This is a genomic window from Deltaproteobacteria bacterium (genome assembly GCA_020845895.1).
Lineage (GTDB): Bacteria > Lernaellota > Lernaellaia > JACKCT01 > JACKCT01 > JADLEX01.
This window is the reverse complement of record JADLEX010000023.1, coordinates 1-15,261: the sequence shown is the minus strand read 5'-3', so window position 1 is coordinate 15,261 and position 15,261 is coordinate 1. Positions and strand designations below refer to the sequence as shown.

Annotated in this window: 14 protein-coding genes; 13 read left to right on the top strand and 1 reads right to left on the bottom strand. The window is 69.9% G+C overall.

Annotation, left to right across the window (positions count from 1 at the left end):
• The first annotated feature begins 390 nt into the window (after positions 1-390).
• From IT350_02515 to IT350_02455, 13 genes are all read left to right on the top strand, one after another.
• Positions 391-1,761: a hypothetical protein gene (locus tag IT350_02515; protein ID MCC6156897.1), complete on the top strand. Its 1,371-nt coding sequence runs from the start codon at positions 391-393 to the stop codon at positions 1,759-1,761.
• Between the two features lie 23 nt (positions 1,762-1,784).
• Positions 1,785-2,357, top strand: a complete 573-nt coding sequence (locus IT350_02510) for a hypothetical protein (GenBank protein ID MCC6156896.1) — start codon at positions 1,785-1,787, stop codon at positions 2,355-2,357.
• 135 nt (positions 2,358-2,492) lie between these two features.
• Positions 2,493-3,356 carry a hypothetical protein gene (locus IT350_02505; GenBank protein MCC6156895.1) on the top strand — a complete coding sequence of 288 codons (864 nt, stop codon included), beginning with the start codon at positions 2,493-2,495 and terminating at the stop codon, positions 3,354-3,356.
• A 94-nt stretch (positions 3,357-3,450) separates the two neighbouring features.
• Positions 3,451-4,170, top strand: a complete 720-nt coding sequence (locus IT350_02500; GenBank protein ID MCC6156894.1) for a hypothetical protein — start codon at positions 3,451-3,453, stop codon at positions 4,168-4,170.
• Positions 4,171-4,204: 34 nt separating this feature from the next.
• Positions 4,205-4,636, top strand: a complete 432-nt coding sequence (locus IT350_02495) for a hypothetical protein (GenBank protein ID MCC6156893.1) — start codon at positions 4,205-4,207, stop codon at positions 4,634-4,636.
• A 37-nt stretch (positions 4,637-4,673) separates the two neighbouring features.
• On the top strand, positions 4,674-5,996 hold the full coding sequence (locus tag IT350_02490; protein MCC6156892.1) for a hypothetical protein: 1,323 nt from the start codon (positions 4,674-4,676) through the stop codon (positions 5,994-5,996).
• Between the two features lie 8 nt (positions 5,997-6,004).
• Positions 6,005-6,265: a hypothetical protein gene (locus IT350_02485; protein ID MCC6156891.1), complete on the top strand. Its 261-nt coding sequence runs from the start codon at positions 6,005-6,007 to the stop codon at positions 6,263-6,265.
• Positions 6,266-6,281: 16 nt separating this feature from the next.
• Positions 6,282-9,746 carry a hypothetical protein gene (locus IT350_02480; protein MCC6156890.1) on the top strand — a complete coding sequence of 1,155 codons (3,465 nt, stop codon included), beginning with the start codon at positions 6,282-6,284 and terminating at the stop codon, positions 9,744-9,746.
• 4 nt (positions 9,747-9,750) lie between these two features.
• Positions 9,751-11,472, top strand: coding sequence for a hypothetical protein (locus IT350_02475; GenBank protein ID MCC6156889.1), 1,722 nt, complete (start codon positions 9,751-9,753; stop codon positions 11,470-11,472).
• 148 nt (positions 11,473-11,620) lie between these two features.
• On the top strand, positions 11,621-12,286 hold the full coding sequence (locus tag IT350_02470; GenBank protein MCC6156888.1) for a hypothetical protein: 666 nt from the start codon (positions 11,621-11,623) through the stop codon (positions 12,284-12,286).
• Between the two features lie 168 nt (positions 12,287-12,454).
• Positions 12,455-12,868, top strand: a complete 414-nt coding sequence (locus IT350_02465; GenBank protein MCC6156887.1) for a hypothetical protein — start codon at positions 12,455-12,457, stop codon at positions 12,866-12,868.
• Between the two features lie 107 nt (positions 12,869-12,975).
• On the top strand, positions 12,976-13,152 hold the full coding sequence (locus IT350_02460; GenBank protein ID MCC6156886.1) for a hypothetical protein: 177 nt from the start codon (positions 12,976-12,978) through the stop codon (positions 13,150-13,152).
• A 120-nt stretch (positions 13,153-13,272) separates the two neighbouring features.
• Positions 13,273-14,040 carry a hypothetical protein gene (locus IT350_02455; protein ID MCC6156885.1) on the top strand — a complete coding sequence of 256 codons (768 nt, stop codon included), beginning with the start codon at positions 13,273-13,275 and terminating at the stop codon, positions 14,038-14,040.
• A gap of 38 nt (positions 14,041-14,078) precedes the next feature.
• Here IT350_02455 and IT350_02450 read toward each other — a convergent pair whose 3' ends face one another.
• Positions 14,079-15,044, bottom strand: coding sequence for a transporter substrate-binding domain-containing protein (locus IT350_02450; protein MCC6156884.1), 966 nt, complete (start codon positions 15,042-15,044; stop codon positions 14,079-14,081).
• Positions 15,045-15,261 lie beyond the last annotated feature (217 nt).

The window sequence follows — 15,261 nt, the reverse complement described above, 5'->3', positions numbered from 1 at the left end:
GACGGAGCCGCGACCGTGGACATGCAGCACTTCGCACCGCATGTCTCCGATTTCATCCCTCACCCCGTCTCGCTGCGCTCGCCACCCCTCTCCCGCCCGGCGGGAGAGGGGCCGGGGGTGAGGGCTTCGGCCCATCCCGTGCCGACTCGCGCCGCCGCGCGACAACTCGCGCCCATTCCCACCCGCTGACGCATCGTGACGCGCAAAACACCCGTTCGCCACGCGAAGGGTGAGGAAAACATCGACAGCGCGAAAAGCGACAGCGCGAAAAACACGAGCGGGCGAAAACGGTTTCGACGAAGAAAAATACAGCCCTTCGCGGGCGACGGCGGGTCGAGGGTCCGGGATGCCGGGCCCATCGATCCGGCCGAAGAAAAGGAGCACGGGCCGATGACGCGGACGCCGTTCAGGGATCTGATCGAATCCCGCCATCCCCATCACGAATCGCGCCGCGCCTTCTGGCGTCTCGCCTGGCAGAGTTTCCAGGGAGGCGCCGACTACCTGACGGCGTCCAATCTTTTTTCCCATCGGCTCGAAAACGCCGCCGACCACCGGCGACGCCTCGCCCGCGCGTTCCACCTCAACTACTGCCGCCCGGTCGTGGACACCTACGTCGCGTCGATCTTCCGTGTCGGCCCGACCATCCTTCCCGAGGCCGGCGCGCCCGCGCTGCTCGCCGACGCCGACGGGCGCGGCCACGGCCTCGTCGACGTCATGAAGCGCGCGCTGACCCTCGCCGCGGTTTACGGCCACGTGGTGATCGGCGTCGATCGCCCGCGCACCGACGCGCGCCCCGCGACCGTCGCCGACGAGCTCGCGCTCGGCCTGCGCAGCTATCTGTATCTCGTGCTGCCCGGCGACTTTCTGAACTGGAACGCGGGCGGCGCGGGCGGGCTCGAATGGGCGCTCGTGCGCGAACGGCGGCGCGACGTCTCCCAGGCTTCGGCGGGCACGCCGACGGACGTCGAACGCACGCGCTATCGCCTGTGGACCGCGAACGGATGGACCCTGATCGACGAGACGGGGGAGTGCGTGGACGAGGGCGACCATCCCTTCGGGCGCGTGCCCTTCGTGTCGTGCCGATTCCGCGAGGGCGACGATCCCGTGGTGGGCGAGAGCCTGCTCGCGTCGATCGTCCACGTGAACCGCGAGATCTTCAACCTCGGGTCGCTGCTCGGCGAGATCCTGTACCGTCAGACGTTTTCGCAACTCGTCGCCGAGGGCAGCGCCGCGGAGTACGGCGAAAACGGCGACATCGCGCGGCTCGGCACCAGCTCGATCTTCCTCTACCCCGAGGGCCACCGCGCGCCCGAATACATCAGCCCAGACGCCGCGCAGGCCGATCTGCTGATGCGCCGCATCGACGGGCTCATCGACGAGGTCTACCGGCTCGCGAGCCTGTCGCGCGGCAGCGCCCGCGAAGGCCGCGTGCAAAGCGGCATCAGCAAGGCCTTCGATTTTCTCGACACCAACCACGCGCTCGCCGACGCGGCGGACAATGTCGCGCGGGCCTTCGAGCGCGCGCTGGCGATCGCCGCGCCCGACTGGAACGCTCGCATCCGCTTCCCCGGCGATTTCGGCGTCAGCGAACCGCTGGCGCTGCTGGACGAGAGCGAACGCACCCTCGCACTCGGCGTCGGGCCGGTCTTTCGCCGTCGTGTGCTGGAGCGCCTCGCCCGCGCGGTGCTGCGCGAACTGCCCGGCGATCAGCGCGCCGAGGTACTGCGCGAGGTCGCGACGGGCGACCAAATCGAATCGTGACGAACACGCACGGAGAAAACCAAATGGATGACCCGAACGATCCCCTCACCAAACTCGCGGCCGACGTGAACGCCGCCATCGAGCGTCTGTCTTCGCAAATTGACGAAGCCGTCACCCGCGTCGAGACGAGCCGCATGGACGAGACCGAGCGCGCGGCGCACGAGCAGGCGCGGCGCGCCGAGGCGTTGGGCGTCGAGCGCGACCGGCTGCTGGCGACGGCGAAGGAATGGGAGCGCCGCTACCGCGACACGCGTTCGCGCCAGCTCCTGTCCGACGCCGCCGCCGAGTGCGGCGCGTACCGCCCCGACCAGGTGGTGTCGCTGCTCGCGCCGCGCGTCGAGTGGCCCGGCGAGGGCACGTCGCCCGAACTCGCGCTCGCGGGACCGACCGGCCCGGCGCGTTACGACGAAACGCGTTTCGCCGAGGCCGTGCGCGCGTTCCTGACCGAGAATCCGAATCTGGCGAAAAGCGCGTCGTCCGGCGGCGCGGGGTCCGCGGGCTCCCCCTCCCCCGCGCCCGCGCCCCGGATGACGACGCTCGTCGAGCTGCGCCGCCGCCGCGCGGAACTGGAGAGCGCCGCGCGGGGAGAAGGATAGCAGGCCCTCAGCCCCGGCCCTCGAAGCCCTCACCCCTGCCCCTCTCCCGCCGGGTGGGAGAGGGGAGGCCGAAGGCCGGGGTGAGGGAATAAACAACCAAAAACCAAAAACTAAAAACCAAACAAAGGAGTCCCCATGGCCCTCGGAAACGCCCACGTGACCACCACGACCGCCGCGAATTTCATCCCCGAACTGTGGGCCCTCGACGTGCTCGAGGCCGCGGAAAAGAACCTCGTCATGGCCGATCTGGTCGCGCGTTTCGACGACGTGGCGGCGGACGGCGGCGACGTCATCCACGTGCCGCGCGTGTCGAACTTCGCCGCGCAGACCAAAGCCCCCAACGCGCAGGTCACGCCCCAGTCCACCACCGAGGACAAGGTCAGCATCCCGCTCGCGAACCACAAGGAAGTCAGCTTCCTGATCGAGGACATCGTGGCGGTGCAGGCGAAGAGCAGCCTGCGCGAGATCTACACGAAAAAGGCCGGCCACGCGATCGCCCGCGCGATCGACACGCACCTGCTGGGCCTCCACGCCCTCGCCGCGCGCCAGGTTTCGGCCATCGGCGACGACGAGGAGGTCGGCCAGGCTCTGGTCGCCGCGATGCGCTACCTCGACAGCGCCGACGCGCCGGTCGAGGACCGCTTCCTGGTCGTCGGCCCCGACCTGAAGGCGCGGCTGCTGGCGCTGCCGGGCTTCACGAACCGCGATTACCTTTCTCCGGGCGACCCCAACGCGCCGATGGCGACGGGCCTCGTCGGCGACATCCTCGGCTGCCGCGTGCACTTGTCGAACAACATTTCGAGCAGCACCCAGAGCGGCATCGAGACGTTTCACAGCGTCATGTTCCAGCGCCACGCCATCGCCCTCGCCATCCAGCTCGGGCCGCGCGTGCAGGCGAGCTACGTGCCGGAGTACCTCGGCACCCTCGTCACCGTCGATGTCATCTACGGCTACGCGATGCTGAACGACGACCTGATCGTCGACGTCTGGAGCCAGTGACCGGCGCGCGCGACGCGAATCCATCCGCATCCATGAATGAAGTCCGGGGGCGGCTTTGCCCCCGGCGAACCCCGAACCCATGAGGACGAGGCGCATGGCCCTCAACACCACCCTGTGCGATCCCGCCGCCGAGAGCATCGTCGATCTCGCGTTCGCGGATGTGTATCTCGCGCGGCACCCCGATGCGACCGCGTGGACCGACCTGGGCGAGGGCGAGACGGGCAACGCGCGACGTGAGCGGTATCTCGCCGCCGCGTCGCGGACGATCGGCCGCGCCCCGCTCGTCGCCGATGCGCTCTCGCACGGCATGGGCTGGCCGCGCCAGGCGATCGGCGTCCCCATCATCGGACACCCGGTCGAGTTCGCCCGCGCGAGCGAGGTGGACGGAGCGACGGTGCGCAGCGAGAACCTCGTCGGTCGCGACCGTGCGGAATTCGTCGGCGGGGCGGCGCGCTTCGACCGGGCCGGGCTGTTTCGCATTGACGACTTCGATTCCGACACCGGCGCGCTCGAGCTTTCCGCCGAGCCCGATGTCGCCGCCGACGAGGTCTTCGTTCTCGTCGCGCCGCTGCCGCGCGGAGTGCTCGAAGCCGCGTGCGAGCAGGCGATCCAACTCGCCGTGTCGCCGCAGTCCGCCGCCATCGCGGCCGCCGCGGCGGGGATCGAATCGCTCGACGTCGGCGGCCCGGGCGCGGGCGGATTTCGCACGCGCGCCGTTTCGCCGCTCGCCGAGCTGTGTTTCGCCGCGCGGCGGCTGCTGCGTCGCGGGGGTCTGCTGCGCGTCGCGCGGTCGGTCGAATCGGGACGGGCCTGACCATGCTCGCACACGCCAACGCACGGATCACGCGATGAGCACGCTCGCGCAAAGCATTTTCGGCGACGCCCTCGCCGCGCTCGGAGCGATTTCGCGTGCGAACGGATTCGGCACGGACGTCGAACTCGTGCGCACCGGGCCCGTTCCGCCGGGGCTCTTACCGCGCTACCCGTCCCTCGTCGCGCAGGTCGAGCGCGTGCGCACGTCGTCGATGCCCGCGCGGCGAAGGCGATGCGCGATGCGATTGCGCGTCACCGCGCACGTGCGCGGGGCGGACGCGGCGATGGCGCGAGCCGCGATGGAAGCCCTGCTCGGCGACATCGACCGCGCCCTGCTCGCCGATCCCACGCGGGGCGCGCGCGCCGCGCTCACCGAAGCGGTCGAACGCACGGCGGAATCGACCTTCGGCGAATCGGGCCTGCGCGCGGCGGCGCTTTTCGACATCGTCTGGCACGAAACGGTTTGACCCGCGAACGCGCGTGCGCGTCGCGACGGAAAAGGACATGACGCACTACCCGAATCCTCTCTTCGAGCAGCTCTACGTCACCGCCGAGTCGTCTTACGGCATCGCGCCCGACGCGGACGCGGACGAGGCGATCGCGCACACCCGCGCGGCCTTCACCCTCACGCACGAGCGCGCGGCCCGCGACGAGCGCCATGCGGGGCGCGGCACGGCCGATCAGGTCACGCGCCGCCGTTCGCTCGAATACGAGATCGAGGGCTACCTGATGCCCGGCGAGACCGGCCCCGGCGCGGCGCACGCGTTGCTGGCCGCGCACGCACTCTCCTCGTCGGCCTCCGGCACGACCACGGTGGCGGCCGCGCCCACGGCGACGTCGTGCACCGTTGCGCAGCAGGTCGCGCAGGTGGGCGACGCGGTGGGGTTCACGCAGGGGGACGACTACCACGTGCGCGTCGTGACCGACGCGGCGGGCGGATCGATCGCGTGGACGCCGGCGCTGCCCGCCGCGCCCGTGGTGGGCGACAGCGTACGTGGCGCGACGGCGTATCGCCCCGCCGCGCGGCCCGCGTCGTCGATGACGATCCGCCGATTCCTCGACGGCCTCGCCTTCGCGTACCCGGGGTGCGTGGGGCGGCTCGTGGAGATTTCGCTGAGCGCGGGAAACGAGGCGCGCTGGCGCTTCGAGGGCTTCGGCGCGGACGAACACGCGGCGGCGATCGACGCGCTCGGCGCGGATATCACCGACGCGCAGACGACCATCGCCGTCGCCGACGCGGGCCGCTTCGACCCCGGCGCGGTGCTGGCGATTCAGGGCGAGTGCGTGCGCGTGAACGACGTGGCGCTCGGGGGAAACGAACTGCGCGTGACGCGCGGTTACGCGGGCACGACACCTTCACCGCATCCGGCGGGCACCCGCATCGATCCCGCGCGGCCGGACAGCGCGACCGTCACCGGCGTGCCCGTGGCCGGCATCGCGGGGCGCGTGCTGGTCGGCGGCGCGCCCTTCGAGATCACCGAGGCGAAGCTGCGCATCGAGGAGGGCGTGCGTATGCGCGAGTGCTTCGGCACGCCCGGCCCCAGCGGCTTCACGCACCCCGCGCGGCGGCAAACGACGCTCACGCTCGCGGGATATTTCACGCCCGAAACCGCCGGGCTACGCGGGCGGATCAGGGCGTTCGCGCCGATCGAGGTGCTGGTGCAGGCGGGCAACGCGCCGGGGGCGACCTTCGCCTTCCATGCGCCGCGTTTCGCGCCGCGCATCCCCGAGATCGCGAGCGAGGCGGGCCGCGAGGTGCCGATGGAGCTGTCGGGCCCGTGTCTCGAGGACGCGGGCGACGACGAAATCCGGCTGATCTTCGCGTGAGGCGACCGATGACGGAAGGCAACGCACAGCTCTACGAACTGCTCCATCGCGCCATCGAGGAGGCCGTCGGCCGACTGCGCGTCGAACTGACGGAGCGCCTCGAACGCATCGAGCGGCGCATCGACACGCACAACCATTTCGCCGAGCGCCTCGCCCGCGCCGAGGAAGCCGTGAGTGAACTCAAGCACGCGCGCCGGTGGGCGATGGGCGCGCTGGGCGGCGCGGCGCTGTCCCTCGCGGTGAGCCTCGTCATCGCCGCGCTGCGCTGAAACAGACGGAGAACGCATGGGTTTCGTGTACAGCAAGGGCTATCTCGTTCACGCCGACCTCGAGTGGGACGCCGACGAATTTCTCGTCGGGTCGGAGTACGTGAACGCGGTCGTGCATTGGATGGGGGCGGACGGCGCGCGTTACGGAGCGTTCGCGACGAACGCGGACCTCGTCGTCATCCGGCTCGACACGAACGCGCCGCATGGATTCGCGCGGCTCGCGGGAGGATTCGCGAAGGTCGCGCGCTGCGGTGACGACCTGTACGCGATCTCGAATTCCGATCCGGCGAAAATCTATCGTGTTGCGTGGACGGCGATGTCGGGCGGCGCGGACGCGACGCCCGCGGATTGGGCGCCCGAAATCGAGGCCGATGTGGGCGCGACCTTTGCCGACGTTCACGGCTGCACTTACGACGGCGGGGCGCACCGCGTTCTCGGGTGGACGGGCGACGATGGAAACACGGCGACGTTGTGGTTTCGCGCGCTGCCGGACGGGGATTTGCGAGCGCTGGAATTCGGCCCGAACTCGCGCGTCGGGTTCTTTCCCGCCGGCGATCACGACAACACGCTGTACTACGCCATCGGGTCGCGCGTGCACGCCATCCACAACCCGCACGCGGTCGCGGGCGACGTCTTCGTGCCCGACGCCTCGGTCGGCGCGATCGCCGACGACTTCGCCGGCGACGCCATCGACGGACGCAGCTGGATGCTCGACCTCACGCCGGGCGCGACGCTCGCGCAAAACAACGGGCTCGAATTCGCGCTTTCAAACAGCGGCCCTTTGCGCGAAGCGGCTGCGTACTTTCTGCAATCGTGCCCCGGCGACATCGGCGTGCGCGCGAAATACGCGATCGACGAGGAGCCCGCGCCCGTGGGCGACGAGTACACCGAGGTCATCGTCGGCCTCGTCACGCTCGGCGGAGCGACGCAATACCTGCACGTGCGACGGCGCACGGCGTCGGGCGTGGCAAACCGCATGGAGGTGTGGCATGGCGGCGCGCTCGTGTACGCGCACGACGCGACGACGTACGCGACGTATCCCTGGATCGCCGTCGATCGCTATCGCGACGGCGACGACGTGAAGATCCGTATCAGCGCGTCGAACGATGCGGATGACCCCGTGTCGTGGAGTACGATTCGTACGCATATCGATCCGGACGGTGACGACACGTCGCTGCTGCCCGCGCTGTCGGCGACGAACACGTGCGTCGCCGCGAGTGAGTTTCTGCGCGGGCGCTTCGAGCACTTCCGCGCGCGCGACACGAGCAGTGCGCACTACCGCGTGCGCCGCACGTCGCCGCTCTACCATGCCGGGCTTCTCGCCGAGGACATCACCGCCGCGGCCGTGAGCGCCCGGAGCGTGTCGGGGAGCGATCCGCGCGCCTTCGCCCTCGTCTTCGGCGACGTGAATGCGAAAGTGCAGGTGGTGCGTCTCGATCACGGCGCGTATGACGGCGCGCTCGCACGCGAGTCGGTGGTGTCGAACACGGTCGGCACGGCGACGAGCGGCGCGGCGATTCCGGTTATCGACGCCATGCAGGCGATCCGGTGCGTCGCGGTATCCGACAATCGAGCGTCCATCGTCGTCGGCGGCTCCACGGGCGCGCGGCAAATCGACACGTCGGACATTGCGCACGACATCAACGTGCTTCCGATGCGCTCGTACACGACCGCGTGGGATCACGCGCAGCCGCTGGTGGATGCGCCCGTGTGGTGCGTCGACTGGCGGGGCTCTTCCTTCATTTACGGATGCCGGTCGGATGCCGATCCGCTCTACGGCGACGCGTGGGGCTACGGATACGGCTACGCGGGACACGCCGACGGCGGCGGCGCGGGGCAGATCACGCCCGACTTCGCCGCCCCGCTCGGCGCGAACGCGTGGGCCGAATCGACGCACGATACGCGCGCGGTGGTGCGCACGGGCGCTCGCTCGCCGCAGCCGATTCCCGCGGATTACCTGCACGCGCACATCGAACGGCGCATCGAAGGCGGCGCGTGGCAGCGGCTTCGCGCGGACGGCTGGGAGACGGTGACGGACGGCGCGTGGGATCATTCGCTCGACGTGGCGTTTCCCGCGCCTGACGGCGAGCCTGCCGACGCGTACACGATCATTCAGGACACGCAGGCCGCGCCGGGTCGCCACGAATACCGCTGGGTTTTTCACGACGAGGCGGGCAACGCGGGGTTGCTGGCGGCGCAGACGCTTTACGGCGACCGGGTGGAGTATCGCGGCGCGCCGGAGGTGACGGCGATCGCGATCGACGAGGGGGGCGCGGTGGCGACGGCGCGCGGCGTGCACGTGACGGTCGCGGCGTCGAGCGGTGCACAGGCCGGCGACGTGGACGGCGCGGTGTGGCAGGCGCGGGTGTGGAACGACGGCGAGGCCGAGCACGCATCGCCCTGGCGCGACTGGCCGGCGGGTGCGGCGAGCGCCGCGTTCGCGCATCTTCTGACGGCGGGCGCGGGTCTCAAGACGGTGCACGCGCGCGTTCGCCATGTGTCGGGCGAGACCTCGGCGTCCGTCGGCGCGTCCATCGTGCTCGTCGCGGGGACGGCGCTCGCCGCGGCCGACGGCGCCGTCGCCCGCGTCATGATCGCCCACGGCGACGAGGGCCCCTTCGCGTTCACGGGCGATCGCGGGCGCGTCTTCACGAACAGCGCGGCGGCGGGATTTCCCGTGTCGAACGTGCGCGCGAATGACTTGGGTACGGCGTGGAAGAGCGACGGGCTCGGCGACCGGCTCGTCATGCCGGACGGCATTCTTTACCGCGCGGAGCTCGTCTTCGATCTCATCCTCGCGCGCAATATCGACCTGGTCGCGCTGCTCGGCCACAACTTCGCCGACATCTCCTCGCTCTCGGGACTGCGCGATATGAGCGTGCGGCTCGCGGCGTGCGACGATTCGAGCTTTTCCGGAGCGAGCCTCTTTTCGGTCGATCTCTCCGGCGTGGCGACGCGGCCCTTGGTCGCGCATCGGCCGGGCGTGTCGCGTCGCTGGTGGCGCGTGCGCACGGAGGCGCGTTTCGACGCGGACCCCGCGCGGCAGGACACGCCGTGGACCATCGGCCGCGTGATTCTGAACGAGGCAACGATGTGCTTCACGCCCTCGCACAACTATTCGCAGCGCATCGGCGTGGCGTGGACCGACCCGTCGCCGACGACCGCGACGCTCGGCCAGGCGCGGCGCGCGGTCGATCTCGCGTCGTATCGCCGCGTCGATCTCGTCTTCGCCGATCTCACGCCGGACGAAACGCAGCCCTTCGAGACAATCTGGCGGCGGCACCGGCAGGTGAAGCCCGTGCTGGTTGTGCTCGATCCCACGCGTCTCTCGCAGGGCACCGACGCGCCGCACGCGAGCGGCGAGGCCGACGACCCGGCGCGCGACGTGATCTATGGATACCTCGGCGCGTCACTGCGCCGCGAGGGCAGCGGGTGGAATCACGCCGACGTGCGCCTCGCGATCGATGAATCGGTGGGGTGAGGCGATGACGACGACCGCTTCCGCATTGCGCGGCTACAACCTGCTCATCGAAATCGAGTCCGACCCGCGCGACGGCCGCGAGTGGCGATTCGCCCTTGCACATCGCACGCACTCCGTCGTCGGCGCGCCTTACCCGCGTCACGACGGCGTGTGGCCGGGCATCGCCTCGGTACGGGGACTGCGTCACGAGCTGGGCACGGGCGGCGTGGTGGTTTCGCCGGCGGTGCGCATCGAGCTGGCGCGCGGGGCGGAGGCCCTCACCGACGCCGACGTCGCGACGATCCGCGCGGCGGAGTATTTCGTTGGGCGGAGTGTGCGACTTTACCTCGCCCTGTCGGCCCGCGGCGTGCCGTCGGCGGATACGCTCGTGCACGAGGGAATGATCGAGCGCGGCGACGTGGAGATCGGGCCGTACACGGTGGCGATCTCGGCGCGCGACCGCGTCGAGCGCGACAATCGGCGCATCCCCGCGCTCGCGTATGGCGACGACGCGAAGACCGATCCGCGTTGGTCGGGCCGCGCGGTGCCGGTGCTGTTCGGCGATTTCGGCGCGGAGCAGTCGGACTACTGGATCGAGGCGGCGTGCGTGGACACGCAGCCCTATGCGACGGACCGCCCGCTGCGCGCTCGGCTGTGCCGCCCTGGCCACTACGGCATCGCGAGCTTCGGCGCGCGGGCGACCTGGACCGATTCGTCGGCCCGACCGAAGCGCGACGAGACGGGTTACCGCGACTTCGAGATCGGCGTGGTGGACGCGGCGGCGGGGACCTTCGAACTCGTCGGCTCCGAATTCGAGCGCATGGAGGTGCGCTTCGAGTCCGGCGACGAGATCCGCGTCGCGCGTCCGCGCGGCGAGCGGGACGAAAACGGACGGCTGATCGAATCGCCGGTGGGCGTGATCCGCCACCTACTGACCGATCCCGTGAACGGCCTGAGCCTTTCGGCGGACGCGCTCGACGTGGCGTCGTTTGATTCGGCGCGGGCGTGGGCTGACGCGTGGGGATACCGCTGCCGCGCGCTGATCGACGGCGAGACGACGGTGATGGACGCGATCGGTCGCATCGGCGCGGACTTCGGCCTGTGCCTGTTCGTGCGGCGCGGTCTCTACACGCTCGTGCCGGCGGGCGGAGCGGGCAGCGCGCCCGTGACGACCGTCGACGACGCGCGGCTGCTCGACGCTCGCGAGTGGAACGATCTCCGGCGACTGGGCGGCGAGTCGCTCGCGCTGCGCTATCGCAGGCGTCCGGACGACGGGCAGTTCACACGCCGCGTGGCGAGCGGGGCCGCGGCGCCGGTGACGCTCGAGAGCGACTGGATCTTCGACGACGAATCGGCCCGAGCGTGGCTCTACGACCGCGAGGCGCGATTCGCGTCGCTGCGCACGGTCCGCGCGCGGTGCGACTTCTCGCTGCTCGGGGCGCGCCTGGGCGATGCGGTGTCGGTGTCGGGCTCGCTGGGCGAGGGGGTGTTTCAGGTCGCGGCGATCGGCATCGACTTCGATCCGCCCGTGAGCGTGGAACTCGACCTCGTCGCGCGCGGCGAGGCGCCCGACGCGGGCGTGTGGTCCGCGGACGCGGGTGATCCCGTGCCCACGGCGCACGGCGGCGGCGTCATGCCCGCGGACTTTGCCGAGGCGTCGGCGGCTCAGCGCGCGGCGCTGTCGTTCTGGGCCGACGCGGGCGACGCAAACCCCGACGGCGAAGCGCTGAAGGTGTGGGGGCGGTGAGGAATGGTGAATGAAGAATGTGGAATGAAGAGTTGAGAGAGCGGGTCTGACCAAGGACCAACGACCATCCGCCTTCGCCAAGGCTTCGGCGGACAAGTCGACCGCAAACCAACAACCAAAGACCAACGACTTCTCCGGAGCCCCAACCATGTCGAGCTGGAACACGAACAACGGCGACGCCTTCGTCGCGCAGAGCGCGCCCGGATTGTGGACGCCGACGCGGCAGAGCTTCGCGACGCGCGTGACGGAGAACGAGCGATTCCTGCGCGCGGTGAAGTGCGACTTCGTGCGCGGGCGATCGGACGCGCAGGTGGAACAGGAGCGCGACGGCGGGTTCACGATCCACGTCGTCGGTTCGACGCCGACCGGGTCGGACGGATCGTATCGCGTGCTCGCCGACCGCGACGATTACGGCGGCATGCTGGCCGCGGGCGGATTCACGAACCGCTACGTCACCGTGTGCGGATCGGTCATCTTTCTCGATCATCCGGCGAACGCGCTGCCCGGCGGTTCGAGCGAGGGTCTGCTCAAGTCGAACCTGCTGGGCAGCGAAGGCGGGAGCGTCAAGCCGATCTTCGGCGCGTGGTACACGGGCGGCGGCGTGGCGCGACCGATCGACGGATCGTCCACGCGCGTCTTTCAGAAAACGGGAACCTACAACGACGGCGAGCACGACTACGAGCTGGCGTTCTACGTGGGCGCGGCGGGCTCGGATGACGAGGGCCGCCTGATGCTCTACGAGCGCGCGGCGCACGGCGCGGCGTTCCAACTCCTGCTCTGGTGCTCGCCGCGCTGCGAGTACGACGCGGGGTGAAGAATGAAGAATGGTGAATGTGGAATGAAGAATGCAGCAAGAGAAGCTGAGGTTCTCCATTCGCAATTCGCCATTCATCATTTGATGTTGCCCAATCCTCGGCCGCGCGCGCCGTCAGCATGACTGATCCACAACGCATTCATCCGACCTCCAACCCCCGGAGCCCCCATGGAATTTGAACGCGTGAATCCGCAACAGATCGTTCCCTACATCCCCGAGTTCGGCGGTGAGCGGCGGCGGGCGTGCGAGAACCGCGACTACGCGCCGTGCGCGTTCCATCTGCGGCCGATGACGGTAGCCGAGTACGAGCGCGCCTCGGTGTGGACGCGCGACGGTGACGGATTCGCGCTCGCGCCCGACACCGTACGCGACACGCTCACGCGGCACGTGACGCGGGTCGAACACTTGCGTTTCGCGGACGGCGAGGAGATCGCCGACGGCGCGGCGGTCGCCGCGGCCCGGGAGCGCGCCGGGGCGTCGGCCGCGCCGCTCTATCTGGAGATTCTCGCGGCGATCCGCGACGTGTCGGTGCTGCGGGAGGGGGAAAGAAAAAACTCCGATTCGCCGCGGGCGTCTTCGTAACGTCGGCGGCGTGGGACTGCAACGGCTGCGACGCACGGCTGCGTCGGCTTCGCAACTGCCCACCGGGATCGAATCCGCGTTTTCGCACGGTCGTCGCCGGGGAGGTGGTGGACCGCTGCCCGATGCTGCTCGTCACTCCGCTCTCGCTCGCGCTGCTGCGCCGACACGCGCGGCTGCGCTTCGGCCTCGCGCTGCGAGCCGACGAACCGGAACTGGTGGCGCAGGCGATGGAGGAGGCGGCGGGAATGGAGAATGAAGAATTGCGAATGAAGAATGGGGAATGAAGGCCCTCACCCCGGCTCGCTTCGCTCGCCACCCCTCGCCCGCCGGGGGGGAGAGGGGACGGGGGTGAGGGCCTCCCGACAACCAACAACCAAAAACCAACAATCTCTCCGGAGCCCCCAATGCCCCTCATCCTCGAACCCGAAACCGCAAGCATCGATGAGTCCGCCGAGAGTGCCGAGCGACTGCGTCGAACGCTCGCGCAAAGCCGCGAGGAGATGCGCGGGCTGGGCGACGCCGCGCGCGAAAACGCCGAGCGCGCCCGCGCGTTGGAGATGGAGCTGTACGTCGCTGAACGCGCGGCCCACGCGCGCCGGCGGGCCATGACCGAGGAGACGTTTCGCGAGTGGATCGGACGCGCTTCGGGCGCGGCGGATTGGACGCGCCAGGCGTTCACGTCGTCGATCGGCGCGATCGGGCGGGGCCTCGCCGATGAACTCGTGGACGGCACGCACGATTGGCAGACCTCGCTGCGCGCCGTTCTGAAGCAGATGATCTCGATCACCGCGCAGATGGTGGTGATGCGCACGCTGATGACGGCGCTCACCGGCGGCGGCGCGGGATGGCTCAACTTTATTCACGCGGGTGGCCCCGTCCTGCACGCCGGGGGTCCGGTGCGCGCTCACGCGGGTCTCGCGCTCGGTTTCGACGAGGTGCCGATCGTCGCGCAGCGCGGCGAGTTCGTGATGCGCCGCCGCGCGGTGGAGCGAATCGGGCCGGAGAGCCTCGCGCGCGCCAATCGCGGCGAAACGATCGGCGGCGATTCGTTCACCTTTCATGTGAACGTCACGGCGGGCGGCGCGGCGGACCCGCGCGATCTGGCCGAGCGCATCGGGCCCGAGATCGCCGAGTTTCTGCGCCGCGAGAAGCGAAGGGGAGCGGGGGTGTAACCGCGTCTCGGGAATCGAATCGTCACCGGCGCGAGCGGTTACTGAAAACCGTCTTCCTCGTCCGGCGCGGGCTTCGGTGAAGGTTTTGGGGTCGGTTTGGGCGTCGATTTCGGCGTGGAAGCCGTTGTCGCCGAGGACGGCTTGGGGGGCGTCGCCGCCTGTGCTGGCGGAGCGCTTCCACCGCGCGGCCACGGCGGTGCGATCAGCAGACGCACGGGATACGCGCGGGCGATTTCTTCGAGACGACCGGTGGTGCGCGCGGCGATGATGACGCTGTCGAGGAACGCGACGAGGCGCGCGTCGCCGGGCCGCGCAGCCCAGCACCAAGGCAGCGGGTGAATCTGCGCCGACTCTGCGAGCAGCAAGCCGCGCAGCGAGGAATCGAGTGCGAGCGTCTTTTGTGCGAAGACGGCGTCGACGAGGGCAATATCGGCTTCGCCGTTTTGCACGGCGGCGAGCGGCGCGGCAGGGCTGTCACCAGGTACGAGCATCACGCGGGCCTTCGTCACGCGTCCCGGGAGCCACATCTCCAGCGCATCGCCGCGCAGCACGGCCACGCGGACGCCCTCGCGATCGAGGTCGTCGAGAGTCGCCGGCGCGAGCGCGCTGTCCTTACGCACGAGTCCCGCGTGGCCGAGCCAGACGACGGGCTGCGTGAGCAGCAGGCGCGACGCGAGGGCGGGCGTGGCGGCGACGGGGGCGGCGGCGAAATCGAACGCGCCGGCGGCGAGGTCGTCGGCGAGCGTGGCCGGCTCGGTGCGAACCCAGGCGATCTTGATCGACATCGACGCGGCGACATCGTTCATGAGATCGACGAAAACGCCGCGCAGCTCGCCATTTGTGAGGTCGGTGTAAACGGCGCTCTCGCCCTCGAAATAGCCGACGCGGATCTCGCCGCGCGCGCGGATGGCGGCGAGCGGATCGGGCGCGACCGACTCGGGCGCGGCGCAGGCGGTGAACGCGCAAACGAGCGCGACGACGGCAACGATCAGGATTTTTCGCATGCGCCGTGTTTGCACCGGAGGACGCGGCGCGTCAAGCTCTCCACGGCTCCCGTTTCGGTCCCCGCGCAGTTGTGCTAACCAGTCGGTACTCCAGGGTAAACGCATCTAAAAAACTCCGAGCACCTTTTTCAAATAGTCTCCGCTCCATCCGGCCGCGAGTCTTTTTCTTCGCAGGCTCATTTTGGGATCGGATGTTTCGTTTTTCAGCGCATTCAGC

Coding starts and splice junctions, on each gene's coding strand:
- IT350_02480 (MCC6156890.1), top strand. CDS start 6,282: ATGGGTTTCGTGTACAGCAAGGGCTATCTCGTTCACGCCGACCTCGAG.
- IT350_02495 (MCC6156893.1), top strand. CDS start 4,205: ATGAGCACGCTCGCGCAAAGCATTTTCGGCGACGCCCTCGCCGCGCTC.
- IT350_02510 (MCC6156896.1), top strand. CDS start 1,785: ATGGATGACCCGAACGATCCCCTCACCAAACTCGCGGCCGACGTGAAC.
- IT350_02470 (MCC6156888.1), top strand. CDS start 11,621: ATGTCGAGCTGGAACACGAACAACGGCGACGCCTTCGTCGCGCAGAGC.
- IT350_02515 (MCC6156897.1), top strand. CDS start 391: ATGACGCGGACGCCGTTCAGGGATCTGATCGAATCCCGCCATCCCCAT.
- IT350_02465 (MCC6156887.1), top strand. CDS start 12,455: ATGGAATTTGAACGCGTGAATCCGCAACAGATCGTTCCCTACATCCCC.
- IT350_02485 (MCC6156891.1), top strand. CDS start 6,005: ATGACGGAAGGCAACGCACAGCTCTACGAACTGCTCCATCGCGCCATC.
- IT350_02450 (MCC6156884.1), bottom strand. CDS start 15,044: ATGCGAAAAATCCTGATCGTTGCCGTCGTCGCGCTCGTTTGCGCGTTC.
- IT350_02505 (MCC6156895.1), top strand. CDS start 2,493: ATGGCCCTCGGAAACGCCCACGTGACCACCACGACCGCCGCGAATTTC.
- IT350_02455 (MCC6156885.1), top strand. CDS start 13,273: ATGCCCCTCATCCTCGAACCCGAAACCGCAAGCATCGATGAGTCCGCC.
- IT350_02500 (MCC6156894.1), top strand. CDS start 3,451: ATGGCCCTCAACACCACCCTGTGCGATCCCGCCGCCGAGAGCATCGTC.
- IT350_02490 (MCC6156892.1), top strand. CDS start 4,674: ATGACGCACTACCCGAATCCTCTCTTCGAGCAGCTCTACGTCACCGCC.
- IT350_02475 (MCC6156889.1), top strand. CDS start 9,751: ATGACGACGACCGCTTCCGCATTGCGCGGCTACAACCTGCTCATCGAA.